This is a genomic window from Pseudomonas fluorescens HK44 (assembly GCF_000217955.3).
Lineage (GTDB): Bacteria > Pseudomonadota > Gammaproteobacteria > Pseudomonadales > Pseudomonadaceae > Aquipseudomonas > Aquipseudomonas fluorescens_AQ.
Map to the genome: position 1 here is coordinate 440,718 of NZ_AFOY02000015.1, position 14,371 is coordinate 455,088.

The 14,371-nt window shown below is 48.9% G+C and carries 13 protein-coding genes and 2 pseudogenes; 6 read left to right on the top strand and 9 right to left on the bottom strand.

Features of this window, described 5'->3' with window-relative positions; all coding sequences use genetic code 11:
- Positions 1-27 precede the first annotated feature (27 nt).
- Positions 28-894: a universal stress protein gene (locus tag HK44_RS14720; RefSeq protein ID WP_019690747.1), complete on the bottom strand. Its 867-nt coding sequence runs from the start codon at positions 892-894 to the stop codon at positions 28-30.
- A 227-nt stretch (positions 895-1,121) separates the two neighbouring features.
- Here HK44_RS14720 and miaE point away from each other — a divergent pair, with 227 nt between their 5' ends.
- From miaE to HK44_RS14740, 4 genes are all read left to right on the top strand, one after another.
- Positions 1,122-1,283: a tRNA isopentenyl-2-thiomethyl-A-37 hydroxylase MiaE gene (gene miaE, locus HK44_RS14725; protein WP_019690746.1), complete on the top strand. Its 162-nt coding sequence runs from the start codon at positions 1,122-1,124 to the stop codon at positions 1,281-1,283.
- The gene (locus HK44_RS14730) at positions 1,273-1,878 is read left to right on the top strand and encodes a tRNA-(ms[2]io[6]A)-hydroxylase (RefSeq protein WP_019690745.1); all 606 of its coding nucleotides are present in this window, start codon (positions 1,273-1,275) and stop codon (positions 1,876-1,878) included. Before miaE ends, HK44_RS14730 begins: the two co-directional genes overlap by 11 nt.
- Before the next feature lie 1,031 nt (positions 1,879-2,909).
- Positions 2,910-4,166, top strand: coding sequence for a reverse transcriptase domain-containing protein (locus HK44_RS14735; protein WP_019690743.1), 1,257 nt, complete (start codon positions 2,910-2,912; stop codon positions 4,164-4,166).
- The gene (locus HK44_RS14740) at positions 4,163-5,572 is read left to right on the top strand and encodes a hypothetical protein (RefSeq protein WP_019690742.1); all 1,410 of its coding nucleotides are present in this window, start codon (positions 4,163-4,165) and stop codon (positions 5,570-5,572) included. The genes HK44_RS14735 and HK44_RS14740 overlap by 4 nt, the downstream gene beginning before the upstream one ends.
- 63 nt (positions 5,573-5,635) lie before the next feature.
- Here HK44_RS14740 and HK44_RS14745 read toward each other — a convergent pair whose 3' ends face one another.
- The 4 genes and pseudogenes from HK44_RS14745 to HK44_RS14760 all read right to left on the bottom strand — a co-directional run bounded on the left by HK44_RS14745 (position 5,636) and on the right by HK44_RS14760 (position 10,580).
- Complete coding sequence (locus HK44_RS14745; protein WP_019690741.1) at positions 5,636-6,253, bottom strand: recombinase family protein; 618 nt, start codon at positions 6,251-6,253, stop codon at positions 5,636-5,638.
- A 255-nt stretch (positions 6,254-6,508) separates the two neighbouring features.
- Positions 6,509-6,829 (bottom strand): annotated as a pseudogene (locus HK44_RS29780) (energy transducer TonB family protein); the annotation flags it as partial.
- 1,288 nt (positions 6,830-8,117) lie between these two features.
- Complete coding sequence (locus HK44_RS14755; protein ID WP_019690739.1) at positions 8,118-8,768, bottom strand: hypothetical protein; 651 nt, start codon at positions 8,766-8,768, stop codon at positions 8,118-8,120.
- A 207-nt stretch (positions 8,769-8,975) separates the two neighbouring features.
- Positions 8,976-10,580 carry a recombinase family protein gene (locus HK44_RS14760; protein WP_080690631.1) on the bottom strand — a complete coding sequence of 535 codons (1,605 nt, stop codon included), beginning with the start codon at positions 10,578-10,580 and terminating at the stop codon, positions 8,976-8,978.
- A 211-nt stretch (positions 10,581-10,791) separates the two neighbouring features.
- Here HK44_RS14760 and HK44_RS14765 point away from each other — a divergent pair.
- A pseudogene (locus tag HK44_RS14765) lies at positions 10,792-11,295 on the top strand (tRNA-(ms[2]io[6]A)-hydroxylase); the annotation flags it as partial.
- Between the two features lie 10 nt (positions 11,296-11,305).
- Here the strand turns inward: HK44_RS14765 and HK44_RS14770 are convergent.
- Together HK44_RS14770 and HK44_RS14775 are read right to left on the bottom strand one after the other, a co-directional pair.
- A complete protein-coding gene (locus tag HK44_RS14770) occupies positions 11,306-11,794 on the bottom strand; it encodes a GFA family protein (RefSeq protein WP_019690736.1) in 489 nt (162 codons plus the stop codon).
- A 151-nt stretch (positions 11,795-11,945) separates the two neighbouring features.
- The gene (locus HK44_RS14775; protein WP_019690735.1) at positions 11,946-12,440 is read right to left on the bottom strand and encodes a Spy/CpxP family protein refolding chaperone; all 495 of its coding nucleotides are present in this window, start codon (positions 12,438-12,440) and stop codon (positions 11,946-11,948) included.
- Between the two features lie 757 nt (positions 12,441-13,197).
- Here HK44_RS14775 and HK44_RS14780 point away from each other — a divergent pair.
- On the top strand, positions 13,198-13,551 hold the full coding sequence (locus HK44_RS14780; protein ID WP_020723521.1) for a BON domain-containing protein: 354 nt from the start codon (positions 13,198-13,200) through the stop codon (positions 13,549-13,551).
- A gap of 109 nt (positions 13,552-13,660) precedes the next feature.
- On the opposite strand, the gene HK44_RS14785 is transcribed toward HK44_RS14780, so the two are convergent.
- Entirely contained in the window at positions 13,661-13,981 is a 321-nt protein-coding gene (locus HK44_RS14785) for a peroxiredoxin family protein (protein WP_019690732.1), read from the bottom strand.
- Between the two features lie 5 nt (positions 13,982-13,986).
- Positions 13,987-14,196: a hypothetical protein gene (locus HK44_RS14790; RefSeq protein ID WP_141651718.1), complete on the bottom strand. Its 210-nt coding sequence runs from the start codon at positions 14,194-14,196 to the stop codon at positions 13,987-13,989.
- Positions 14,197-14,371: the final 175 nt, after the last annotated feature.

Here is a 14,371-nt window from a genome sequence, read left to right on the forward strand (position 1 = left end):
CTGCGCAGGAGCCGCAATCGCTTGAGCTTACTTGCCGCTGGTCACCAATTCTTCCAGGTGATCCATGATTTCCTGTGGCTTGAGCACCAGCACATCGCTTTCCAGCGAATCGAGCACCACTTCCGCGGTGTTTCCGATCAAGGCCCCCGAGAACCCGGTACGCGCCACGGTGCCGATGACGGTCACCGACGCCTGCAATTTATGCGCGACGTGGGGAATCAGCACATCGGCCGGACCTTCTTCGATATGCAGGTGCTCATCGTCGATGTCGAACTCGGCCTGGAACGCCTTGCACGCTTCGCGGTAACGGGCCTCGATGGTTTCCTTGAGCTGGAACACCGGGTCGGCCGCCGAGAGCATGGGCGACGGATGGGCGCTGATGACGTGCAGATGGGCCTTGGCCAGGTGAGCGATGTCGAAGCCATGATCGACGATGGTCGCATGCAGCACGCGGTGCTCAGGGTCGTTGTTGCCCACGTCGATGGCCGCCAGAATCGTCCCGCCGGTCCAGGGTTTCGAGGTTTTTACCAGTAATACCGGGCTCGGACACTGGCGCAGCAGTTTCCAGTCCGCCGGGGTCAACAGGGCTTTCTTCAGCGGGTTGTCCGGGAAGTGTTGCTTGATCACCAGTCCGCAACCCTCTGCCTGCTGCACATCGATGATGGTTTCATGCAGGCTTTTGTTCCAGGCTTGCTCGGTGGTGACACTATGGCCGTCTTCCTGCAGGCTGGCCTTGAGCACACTCAACAGCGCCGAGTGATCATGCTCTTTATCGCAGATCAGCAAGTGCAGATGCGCCTGAGTCACCCCGGCAATCATCTTGGCGCGTTTGAGGGCCAGGCTCTCGTCGGGCAAGGGTTCGATGACCACCAGGATGCTGCGGATGGCTTGCATGGTCGGAATCTCCGATGAATGAAAAACACGTCGTTGCACAACTATAGTTGCTGGTCGTGAACTCGGGTCTTGATGCATATCAAGTGCCGCGACTGGTGGTCTGCCGACAGGCACGTATAATCGGCCCCCTTCGCTGTGAACCTATTGCCCGTGAGCCTCATGTTACTGAACCCTGAAATCGTCGCCGTCCTGCCCAATGGTCCTGTTGAACTGTCGGAAGTGAGCCGATGATCCTTCCTGAAATTCACGAATTCCTTGGCTGCCGCACGCCCGATGGCTGGGTTCAGGCCGCACTGGCCGACCAGGAAACCCTGCTGATCGACCACAAGAACTGCGAGAAGAAGTCGGCAATGCAACTACGAATTGTGAGAATTTTCCATGCTGCCTGAAGTCCATGAATTCCTAGGGTGCCGGACCCCCGATGCATGGGTTGAAGCGGCTTTGAGTCAGCAAGACGTGATGCTGATTGACCACAAGAACTGTGAATTCAAAGCCGCTAGCACTGCGCTAAGCATGATTGCCAAGTACGGTGCGTATTCTGATCTGGTGATCATGATGTCTCGGCTGGCCCGTGAAGAGCTTGTGCATCATGAGCAGGTTTTGCGGTTGATGAAGAAGCGCAAAATCGAATGGCGGCCTTTGTCAGCTAGTCGGTATGCGTCTGGGCTACGAGCGGTTGTACGCAGTCACGAGCCAGTGAAGCTCGTTGATACGTTGGTAGTGGGGGCCATTATCGAGGCACGTAGCTGTGAACGCTTCGAAGCGCTTGTGCCGCATTTGGATGAGGAACTGGGTCGGTTTTATCACGGGTTACTGAAAAGCGAAGCACGGCACTTTCAGGGGTATCTGAAGCTGGCCTACCAATATGGTGATGCGGCGGATGTGGATCGAGTGATCGAAAAGGTGAGGGTGGTTGAGGCTGGTTTGATTGATAGCCCGGATAGCGAATTCAGATTCCATAGTGGCGTTCCGACGCTGGCGTGATGTGAGTTCCTACCGTTATCTCCCGTCACAGCGGTGAATGCCCCGTAGATTTGCCCTACAGGGCATTTGTTCTTCGTCGAAAAAACGTACCAAAAAAAAATTTTGAGCTGGAAATTTCCGGGTGCTCCAATTTTTGAAATCGACCATGCCCATAAAAAGGGACCCATAGGCCCTTTAGCGCCGCTGTGGAAGCACGTAGTGGTCCCCCCGTCCGTTCTCCGTCTTTCTCCGTCATAACCTCACCATGACGTACAGATCCTTTTCTGTCTGTACCAAGAGGACTTCACCAATTCCTGCGACCAGACCGATTTTCAGCTTTTCTTGGCAATACTATGGGCGCTTTTCATCGACCCGAGCGCCACTCTTCTTTTCTTCTTTAGTGCGGTGTTAACATCGGACCACTTGGCCGGCGTGCTGATCGAACCTTGTGGCGGTGTTCGAACCCAGTTGCCGAGCGTCGAGGGATCTGCGTCGATTTCGATGGCGCTGTCCGGGTCGTGTCGTGATTGGTATTTGTTGCAGCATCGTCCCCGTAGGTCTTGCGGCCGTCTTCCTGTTGGCTGTGTTGTGATTCGCGCGTTGAGAACTTTTTTCTTCAGGTTAGGGCTGATTCGTCGGACGGTAATTAGCTTATAAATTCAGGGTGGGGTTCGGGTTGGACCGTTGGCGCGCGTATGGACGGGAAGTCAGACATGAAACCATGAAAGGTGCTAAAGCCATGACAGGAACATTGAGATCATGATGGACCAAAACGGCGTCAAAGCGTCCGCCATGCAAAACGTGCCATGCTGCACAGGCCGGTGCGATCAGGGATTTCTGGTCGTTGCTGGTCCGGCGTGCTGATCGAACCGTGTGGCGGTGTTCGAACCCAGTGTGCCGAGCGTCGAGGTGCGTCAATTTCGAGTGGCGCTGTCCGCGGTCGTGTCGCGCGATTGCATTTGATGCAGCAACGTCCCCCCGAAGGTTGAAAGTCCTCTGTAGCAGTTGGGATTGGTTCGCCGACGAGTCCCGACAAACAAGGAATGACACGGATGGTCGACCTATATTCAAACGTTCGCAAAATTCAGACATTAGCAAATGCATGGCGGATTGTTAAAGCAAGTGCAATGCAATCATCTTCCGTTGATATTCGTAACGAGGCCTCAGAGTTTGATGCGGAATCGCATCGGTATTTGAGGTCTATTCAAACTCGCTTGCAGAAGCAAACTTTCAAATTTAAGCCCCAAATGGGCATCGCGAAGTTGCGCGCCGGAAAATCCCCTCGTCCATTGGTTATTGCTCCCATTGAAAACAGGATAGTTCAAAGGGCAATTTTGGACATACTTCAGAGAGATGTGCCAGGAATTCAAGCGGTTCTTGACACTCCTACAAGTTTTGGTGGGATTAAAAAGCGAAGAGTGTCAATGGCCATTGATGCATTGAAGAGTAGTTTTAATGAGGGTGGTCAGTTTTATTTGCGATCTGATATTCCAAATTTTTTTACATTGGTCAATCGAAACGCAATCATGGATTATATGCGGGCGCAGACTAATGACGAAAAATTCATTAACTTATTTGAAATGTCTATTACTACCACTTTAGATAATTTGACAGATCTTCAACGTAAGAATCTGAAAGATCTATTTCCCCTTGGTCCGGAGGGCGTAGCACAAGGTTCACCGTTGTCGCCATTAATAGCCAACATCTACATGTCTGATTTTGATCGCGAAATGAACTTAAATGATTTGGTATGCATACGGTATATTGATGACTTTGTGATTGTGAGTCGAACAGAAAAGGCAACATGTAAGGGGTTCAAAGTGGCAAAAGCCATTCTTAATAAAATTGGGCTTTCGGCATACTCACCGGTTACACATCCTAAAAAAGCTAGCCAAGGGGAAGTAATAAAAGGTTTCGAGTTTTTAGGGTGTTTTATAAATCCTACATTGACACTTCCGGCTATGTCAGCAAGAAAAAGCTTGGCGGAAAAGGTAGATGCTGAAATTAGAAGGGGACTTGCCATTGCTGATACTATCTTGGATACAAACGAATTTGGTAGTGCTGGCTGTTATGCACAAACGCTCAGTCGTATTAACAACATAATACTTGGTTGGGGTAAGGCTTTTTCATTCTGCAACGGCAATCAGGTGTTCGAGGCGCTAGATGTGAAACTGACGCAAAAACTTGAATACTTTCACTGTGAAATTCAAAAGCGAATTAATCGAGGCGATCAGAGAACCAAAAGAATGATTATGGGCGTTAAAATGCTTGAGGGACTAAATGATAACAATAAGGATGCCGGTGAATGAAATTTCAATCTATTACCCGAGAGAAGTTCGAAGCTTACTTCTACGGTCGATCACCGTATGTCCAGGACTTTACGTCAGAGTCAATGTGGTTCTCATTCCAGTCCGACGATGTAACCTTGTTGGCAGTGATGCTGTTATGTCGAATCGACAATGACTATAATGCAGTTATCCTAGGTCGCGATCTCAATCGTAAGTTCAGGGCTGTCCATGTTGAATCATCTTTGCCAACACCGGATGCGCTAATTACTGCCCTTGATGGCTGTATTGCAAAGTTAGTCGATGCTCATGTTGAAGGTATGTTTCCGCAGGGTGATGAGGCTCCAAGCCCATTCGCTATTTTTGCGTCAAAGGTTCCACCCCGCAAACAAAATCATTATCTGAAATTGTTAATTAACGATCCGGTCTACTTTCCTGCAAGAGTCGTAATGGAGGAGTTGGCTCACTGGTTTGAAGATCCAGACGGAATATTCATTCGTGGGTTGCAAGGGAATGAATTCAACTCGCGCCTATTTGAATTGTATCTGCATGCCGCATTTTACGAGCAAGATTTCGAAATAGATCATTCTTACCCCCAGCCGGATTACTTGCTAATGAAGCGGGGAATGTGTATTGCAGTTGAAGCCGTGACTGTTGCAGAATTAGAAGCGCCGGACGGCAGCTATAAGAATCTCGATGAGTCTGCATTGAAGTCGCTGATAAGTCACATTGAACATGAAATGCCATTCAAATTTCATAGGACGCTGATCAAAAAGGTAAGGCATCGGCCTGAGCCGGCGAAACTCGCGTATTGGGAGTTGGAGCATACAAAGGGGCATCCGTTCGTTATCGCGATACACGACTACTCACGAAATATGTCTATGGCTATGTCTGCCGGTGCCTTGCAGAAGTATCTATATGGTATGGAGGTGATGGATGGGAAAGTATATCCCATTGAGCGTCACGAGTTCGAGGGCCGAACAATTCCATCAAACTTCTTTGGTAAAGAGGTTAACAAGCATGTTGCGGCAGTGATGTTGGTTACTGGGGCAACCTTGCCAAAGTTTAACAGAATGGGGCGTGTCGCTGGAATTAGAAGCCCGACATCATTCGCAGTAGTGGACGGCGTTCGGACCGATTTTAATGGTAATCCATATCCATTCAAAGCCGTGGTTGAACACCCGGCATATTCCGAAGCATGGCATGACGGAATAACAATATTTCACAATCCAAATGCAATAAATCCATTAGACCCTGAGCTATTTCCGCAAGTGATACATTGTTTCCAGTCTGAGAACGGCTTTACTGAGTACTTGCCGCCGAATTTTATGATCTCATCTATAACGCAGATGATAAGGTTCGAAGAGTCCGAATCTGAAAAAATGTGGGCTGAAATGGATTTGTTGATCGAGCGCCACAAGGGAGAGTAGGTGGTAGAAATTACCAACGATTATACGACATTGTCGTAATTCGCCACCTAGGGGTACACGGAATTACGGAGCGCGCTTGATTCGATAAACGGTTGCCACGCCGACATCCGCAAGCTTGGCAACGTCCTCGGCTGACATATTAGGGTGTTTCACAATTAACATCTGCACCTTTGTCCATTTCTCTACATTCTTGCTTTTACCCTTTGGCCTCCAATTAGGATCTACAGCGCGTTTGTTTGCCAGTCCTTGGTTGATGCGTTCAACGCGCTTTTCCTGATCTAGGCGGGCCATGGTTGCCATGAGGTCAAGTAACATGTTGTTGATGACTTCCATGATCTGGCCTGTGATGCCCTTGTCTTCAACCATCATGTGGCTGGTGGGTAGGTCAGCGATCACAAGGCGAAGCCCCTTTGCCTTAATGGTGGCTTTCAGTGTCTCCCAGTCTGCCTGTGACAAGCGACTAAGCCGGTCAACGGATTCACACAGGAAGACATCACCCTTTTCAGCGACATCCAGCAGACGCATCAATTCGGGGCGATTGAGTTTGGTGCCCGAGATGTTTTCGGCATATACGCCAATAATGGTTAGTTTCTTCTCGATGGCAAAAGCTTCTAAAGCAATCTTGGCCCGATTGGCGTCTTGATCCTTAGTCGAGGCTCGGAGATACAAATGAGTATTCATGCTGGCTATCCTTTAGCTATTTGTTTGATACGTTTATGATAATACGATCAGATAGCTATCGTACATAGATATTTGAGAGTGGGTGATGGGCGGTAATCGTACTACCAAACAACTAGAGTTAATTGATAGTCGAGGATCTGATTCGATAGAAAAGCAACGACGGTGGGGCGCCAGCGGCGAATCAGCTATCGCGACTCCTACACATGAGTAGCCAATCCTCGGTATTTCGAGGATTGGTCGAACCCAACCACGATGTTACAAGGCTAGATCAGCAGGCGTGACCACCATCTTAAATGAACGATAGGGTGCGAAATCACTTGGTTTCATATCGCGTATTTCTGTAAACCCAGGAACGCTTTTAATTGCCGCAACTGCCGAGTTATCGAACGGCGCATCACCACTAGACTTCGCGACATTGACCGACGAGATTTTTCCGTCAGGATTCATGCCAACTTGCAGTACTACGGTCATATTGCTTCGGGCAGAAGGAGGGCGAGCCCACCGCATAGCAGCATGCTCCTTGATGGCATTGACCACATCATCAAAGCTAAAGCCTGCCTTATCGCTATTTGAGTCCTCGACGGGATCGTCACCTATTTGAATTGCAGGCCATCCGCGTTCTTCATTTTTTTGTTTTATCGCCTGCACCATATCAGGGAGATTCATCCGGAGTGCAATTGGTAAGACATACCCAACCCGACCGCTGATAACGATACGAGGGATTATCACCACCGATGGGAGCTTTTTATCTGCTCGTTTTACTTCGGCATAGCGAAAGCCCGTGAGATATGCACTGGATGGTGGAATATCCCAACATTCCCCGCTGCGATAATGTGAGTTCAAGAAAGATTCGCCCCATTTCGCGCGTCCTTCATCCACGGGAGGCACTTTTTCATAAAATTCAAACAAAGTGTCAGCGCTCTTACACATGAAGCTTCCATTCACCATCTCCCGAAGAGGGCCTGCATCGAAGTCACCAGACTTATTGGTGACTTGCGCGAGTGCGCTTGTTGCTAGCGCCATGCTGGTGATACATCCAATTAACATACTTCTGAACATGGTTCGCTTCCTATTTTTATGTTTAGGTAAAAATCTATTATGCTGTAATGGCATAGTGCCTGTAAATTAAAAAACGATATTTATTAGTGACAGTTTTTGCTTCGTCGCATTGGAAGTGTGAAATTGACATAGTGCAAAATATTTACCTAAAAACAACCACTTTTTGAAGTCGGCTAAATTTTTTTTGACGAAATTTTTGCGGTTCAATTTTTTTAAAAGGCTTGAATTGATATTCACTGGGTCCCATGACCCTTTAGCCCTTTTGTCAGGGAGGTAGTACCCTGCCGGCCTTTGAAGGAAGATCCGTTTGCAATTCAATTTTTAAATTTAAAGGCTAGTAGGTTGGATGGTGAAGATGCGGTTTTATCCGTAACGGCGAAGCAAAAGTTAGATAAGGTTATCGAAGGTTTTGGAATTATTCTTCAATGGTGGTGGATTGAGCATCCGGTCACCGCTATGTCTTTGTTTGTTCCGAAAATGCTGAGTTTCCTAAATTAATGTGTGAGGTTTTTTAGGCGCGTCAAGGGTGGGTTGCCATGTTTGGTGTTATGTAATAATAGGTGTTATTGAGTATAGGATTTGATTTTATTTTTATTTTTATTTGCTGGTTAGGTGTGGTGGGTTCACAAGCCTGTTGAGCGGCAGTTTAATCGGGCGCAAGGCATGCTGCTAAAAGGTCGTGCTTTAGTTGTATGTTAATATGAGTTTGCAATGTAAGGTCACGTTTAATCTGTTGGCACCCCCTGGGGTCTCCCGGGGTGTCGCACAAGGGGTTTCAATGCTGAATTAATGCTGACCCACAGGGTTATACTAAGTATGTGCTTAAATCGAATTCTGCGGAGTTTGCCGCATCGTAGGTTGATTTAATAATGCGTAGGTCCGGTTTTCCACTGCGACGCCAATCTTTCAGCATGGATGTAAGTAGGCGGCTTCCACTCCAAAGCTGATGTCTATCCGGCTTTGACCTAGTTTTGGCAAGGTATGTCATCCATTTGAAGTAACTGTCTAGGTCTTCCGCTGAAGCCAAGCTGTGACCGTATCTATCATGTTTTGGGCAAATAATTGAATAGTCATTCAGTTTTCCGTTTTTTTTAAGTTTTGCATGTAAGTATTGAAGGCTGGATTTTCTATCCAGCTTGTCATTCAAAATGATGGCGTGGTGATGATGAACGCCTGTGTCGTCATTTTCGATAATCGTCATTCTCTGTGGGGTGTATTTCGATTTGTTCTTATAGAAGTTGTTGATGTGGGCGCTATATTCTGAGCTGGTCATATGGTCGGTGAAACGGGTTCTTACATGATAGCCGCGCGGGTATTTTAAGGTTTCTGTCACTCCGTATATCAGGACGTACAGCGCTTGCAGGATATTTTCAAGTGTCGGATTTTTTAGGTTGCAATTGATCGATGCATCCATATATCGGTTTTCGGTGTAATGTGCTTTAGATAAATTGGTCATGTCAGTTTTGATGTCTATATAAATTTGTTTCCTTTGTTCGTGCGTAAATGATCGGACATTCGGCAGGGTAGAGATAGAACAGAGGAACAGAGCAGAGGAGCAGAGAATTAAATATCCGGCCTATGGGTGGACACCAAGGCCATGATGGATAACGGTTTCAATGGGGTCGAGGGGTTTGTAAGTCAATCGATAACAGAGGGCGATAAATCAGTCATCAATTTCTGCTAAAAATTCCAATATTTCCAACTCTACTGGTGATGTTTTAATTTCTTTATAGGCGGTGGTTCCATCTCTTTGTGCTTGTAGCATTTCTTTGAAAAGCTCTAAGCGTCGCTTTGTCAGTGTTCCGTCTCTGTTAGCGATATGATGGATATTTCCATTTGCTTGTATTCGATATGCTTGTTTTTTTCTGTCATAGTTAAGGTAGGTACATTTGCTGAATTGATTTCCGGTTGTGTTGGCTAATATCGATCGATTGGCATGGCATTTGAGTTGATAGTTTACAGTTTGAAGCAGTGCGTTTAAACGCATAGGGTCATCTTCAATAAGTTCGTACTGGTAATCCCATGCATCTTCGTAACTAGTTGTGTTGTCTGGATCGTCTATTGCTAAATAGAGTTTTTCGTTTTCCAGCTTTTTTCTTTCGGTGATCAGAGCTGTAATTTGGGCGTCGATCTCTGGCACAGCGCCATATTTTTCTAGAGATCCTATTAGATTGCTGATTTTTTTTGCTATGTCGTTTAATTGGCCATCTAGAATTATGGTTTTTTTCTTGGCCTGAGAAAGCTCTATATGTTGCAAAGCGTTTTCCATTGCTCGTGTCGCTGTATCGTGGCATACATGCAATAATACTGGAACCGGAAAAGATGTGCCGTTTTTGCACCTCTCGATACCATGTATGCTACGTGCCGAACAGTGCATAGTGTTTGGGCTCGATTTGTTTACTTTTACTTGAAAAGATGATCCGCAATCTCCGCATTTTACGAGTCCGGACAAAAAGTGCTTGGTTGGTGCTGAAGCTGGGACGTAAGTTTCTTCAAAACGTTTTTGAACTTGGTAAAATAAATCTTGGCTGACAATTGGTGGATAAATTAAGGTCTCTCGCCAAAACCCAATTGCGGTTTTATTTGTTAGCCATTTTCGGACACTGGCTGGATGACTTTTTTCAAATGCCGAATCCTTTTCTTTCAGTCTTTTCAGGATTCTACGCTCTCCTAGACCAGACAATGCATCTTCAAAAGCAGTTTTCATTGCAACTGCGATATTGTCTTTTAAAGTTCCATCCGTGTTTAGCCAGATTGGTGTTCTTCTTTTTGGTACGATTCCTTTTTTTGCCATCTTTGCACGTATTGTATAGCTTTCTTTTATGCGTCCGCCAAGGTCTTTGCTATATAAGTAGGCTTGTTGTATTTTTCCTAAAAGCAGCCAAACTTGGTCTGTCTTGATGATTGGGCCATATACCGTGCCATCTTGTAGCGTTATAATTTGCACGCCGGCCTCGATGATTTCATTAATCAATGAAAACATTTTTGTTTCAGTTAGGCGCCCAATTCGGTCAATTGCTTCAACCAGAATCACATCACCTTTGCCGATTTCTTTAAGCTCAATAGCCTGTAGCAATTTTCCAAGTCCATGCTTTAGATGGTCGCCTTTAGAGGCGGAGCGTCCTAGGTCTTCGAAGCTTTTTGGGTATATTGTGTATTCTGGATTTTCGCCAATCCATTTACCTATCATGGCTTGCTGTCTTTCCAGGCTACTGCCTGAACCTTGTTTTATGCTCGAAAAACGCGCATAGCCGACTGCGTAGGGCATTATTTTTGACCTTGGGTATTATAAAAGTATGATGCAAATTCACATTCTGGAGACGCGATTGGATCCGCCCCTATCGGGTGTTCTGTGTTTTGCGATGAAGAAGTTATACCACTAGAAATCGTATTTCTAAACAGAATGCAAAATTTTTACTGGTTATTTTTTATGTTGTATTTGATGTAATTAGATTCGTAGTGATATTGCAGATTATAGTGAGTTCAAGGCTGCCAGTACCGCGCTCAGCCTGATTGCCAAGTACCATTCGCATGTCGACCTGATCAATTTGATGTCACGCCTGGCCCGGGAAGAGCTGGTGCATCACGAGCAAGTCATGCGCCTGATGAAAAAGCGCAAGATCGAACTGCGCCAGCTGTCCGCCGGTCGTTACGCCTCGGGTTTGCGCAAAGTGGTGCGCAGCCACGAGCCGGTCAAACTGGTCGACACGCTGGTGGTCGGGGCGTTTATCGAGGCGCGTAGCTGCGAGCGTTTCGAAGCGTTGGTGCCGCACCTCGACGAAGAACTGGGCACGTTCTACTTCGGCCTGCTGAAAAGCGAAGCGCGGCATTTCCAGGGGTATCTGAAGCTGGCCTACCAGTACGGCGACGCCAAGGATATTGCACAGGTGATCGACAAGGTTCGCGCCGCCGAGCAGGAACTGATCGAGTCTCCGGACGTCGAGTTCCGCTTCCACAGTGGCGTGCCTGGGGCAAGTCTGTGAAAGAAGACTGTTAACGACTCAAGCCCAGCCGCGCGTGCCACTCGGCGATGGATTCTTGCGGGTAGACCTCGAACTGTTGGTCGTTGGGATGTAGCTCGACTTCGACCCACGGGGCTTTTGAACCGAGCATCAAGTGGGTGTGTTCTGGCGGCACCGGCAGCGGGGTGTCGATGGCTGAAGCAAAGGGGTGAATCAGCTCGGGCCATTCAGGGCTGAACAACCACAAACCACTGCCGCAGAGTGAACAGAAGTGCCGTTCGGCGCTGCTGCTGTGGGCACGCCGGGCACCGTCATCCTTGAGATGCGCGTGATAGATCGAGATGTGTTTGCGGCCGCGGACTTTCAGGCTTTTCGCTTCGCCGCCGAGGTTGATCGCATAGCCACCCGAACCTTGGGTCTTGCGGCAGATCGAGCAGTAACAACGTTGATACGGGTAGGGGTGGGCACTGTTCAGACTGAACGATACCGCGCCGCAATGGCAGGAACCTTCAAGCTGCATGGCAAACCTCCAACAGGTCGCGCGGACTTCCTGGAACAGCCTAACAGTTCAGCAATACTTCAGCCCGTGGCATCAGCCTCTGCGGGTCGCTGCGCTCCAGTGCGAACCGAGCCCGCAGCGGCCGGTTCACCTGGTTGAAGATCGTGGCATATCACTGAGTTTTTTTCGCTGCCTCGTGCCGGTCCTCCCGCTTCTCCTCTTCATTGCGGTACAGCTTGTCGGCATTTTTTTTCTGAACATCGGAAAACGTGCCATACAGAGCGCTAAACGTCGTTGCAAGCTTTTGCATATTGTCCGCGTGCAATTGGGCTAATTTGGCATAGGACGCCATTGCGTCATCGGCATTCAACGATGGCAGTTTTTGCGCTCGCTCCAGAAAGGCTGTATCGGCGTTGTGCGCGTTGTCGCGGATGGTTTGCGCATAGGCCTCCCATTGAGCTGACTGCTTGTCGGTGATTTTCAGCTTGGCGTGCAGTTCGCTGATCCTCTTCTCTACAACGTCCATGTGCTTTTTGGTGTGAGTGGCAGCCGTCTGTGACGGTGCGGCAGGACTGCTCGCTGCCGTCGTCTGTGCCGAGACAGGAGTGGTGAGCAATGCCAGCATCAACGCTGCTGGCATAGCGGCTTTCAGTACGAAATTTTTCATGTCTTTATATCCGGATTGAGTTGTCGGACTGACGACCGTTGCCTGGGATACATCAGTGTGAGCGGCGGTCGCTCGGGTTTCATGCGGCCAGGGAGCTTAATAGCCGGGTGGAGGATATCCATTGGAATTGTACGAGTCGGGATAGTACGGCCTTGGGTAGTACCGGACCCCCGGTGGTGGTGGCGGAGGGGGTTGCCGGTAAATCACGGCAGGCGGCGCTCGTACCGCACCCGCGGCCACTGCCCCCACTACGGCGCCAATGAGTAGCGCGCCCAAATCGCCGTCGCCACCACTGCGATAGTCACCACCACCGCCGCGGTAGTCACGATAGTTGCGATGGTTATCATGACCATCACGATAATCGCGATGGTAAACCTGCCGCCCGTCGCCCTGGCGCTGATAGTCGTGCTGCGCTTGTGCCGGTAGCGCGGCAGCTGCCACCGTCACTGTGACGAGCATCACTGCCAGTCGGCGGAATAAAGGTATTTGCGAATACTGAGTCATGAGTCGTGCCTCTTTGGATGAGGGAATCACTGAACCTCACCGTCCACTGATGTGCAGGAGGATCGTGACCGTTCTGACCTGGCAGCGATCTACCTCACGCCAGATTGACTCAGCGACCGGTGCGGGTCTGTTCGGTAGCGCACTCTTGCGCCCCGGTACAGAGCGACCAAAGCGGATGCGCTGGGGGACAGCGCCCGGACCGCAGCGACCGCACTATAATTAATCTGTCGATGACACGAGAGAGGGTCCAGCTATGAAAACTCACTCCTTCCAGCATTACTCTCATAATCTGGGAATGGCCGTTCACGACGCGTGGATTACTACCCGGGTGAAATCGGCGCTGGCATTTGCAGAGCCGACTCTAGGCATGCATGTCAATGTCAAAACCCATGCAGGTACGGTAGCGTTGAGCGGCCGCGTCAACACCCATAAGGAGTGCGAGCGGGTGATAGAGCTCTGCCGTTCGGTGAGTGGTGTCAACGAAATCGATGCCAAAGACTTGCTGACTCATGTGTTCACTCCGGGGCATCTCCCCGAAGCACCCAACGCTGAAGAAAGCACCGAGTACCGGCCGCAATCGTCGGCAAAAAAGATGGATGACAAATAATGCTGGCGACCGTGTGAGCGCCGCGCTCCCGGCTTGGAAGCGCGGCGCAGGGCAGAAGCGTCGGGTGTTTTTCGACCAGAGATCCTTAAGCAATAACCTGAGCAGAGACTCAATGCGCCGTCAGTAACGGCGTGACGAGTTTATCCAGCAAAGGCCGATCGATTTTCGGGTCTCCCACGCTGCCGTCCTTGAGTACCACACCTTGCCTGTCGATGATGTAGGTCATCGGCAGGCGCCAGATTCGACCAAACCCCTTGAAGTCGGCATCGCGCTGGAACGCCGCAGGATAGCTGTAATGGGCCATGACTTTGTGCACCATCGGGTCGTCCTCCGGTTCATCCATGCTGATTGCGATAATCTTCAGTCCTTCGCCTTTGTGCTGCTGGTAATAGGTTTCTCCTAAAAATGGTTTGGAACATTTTGTTGACATTAGGCTTATCCTTTTTTCGCCAATAAAATGGCGAAAAGTGGGGTTTCACCGTTTTCTCGTAATATTTGATCTTGCTTGTTACAATTTATTGACAGTGGCAGTCCGGCATCATCACAATTGCGTCCATCGCCGAAGTAATAAGAGAGTTTGGGGATGGTGATCGGTAGAGAGTGCGACGTTTCATTTTCTTCTAGCGACTCCATATTGCCTTGCAAGCTCGCTCCCTGAGCATCATTGGGAGCTGCTTGGCAGTGCCACATCCTATTTGCTGACTAAGTCCGATACTGAGCTTTGCTCGGAGCGCTGATGCGGGTTGTCAGAAAGATGACTCCCTTGCAACGCTGTGTCGGAGAGACAGTGCTCATCGCATCACGTCCGGTTCAAACGGAA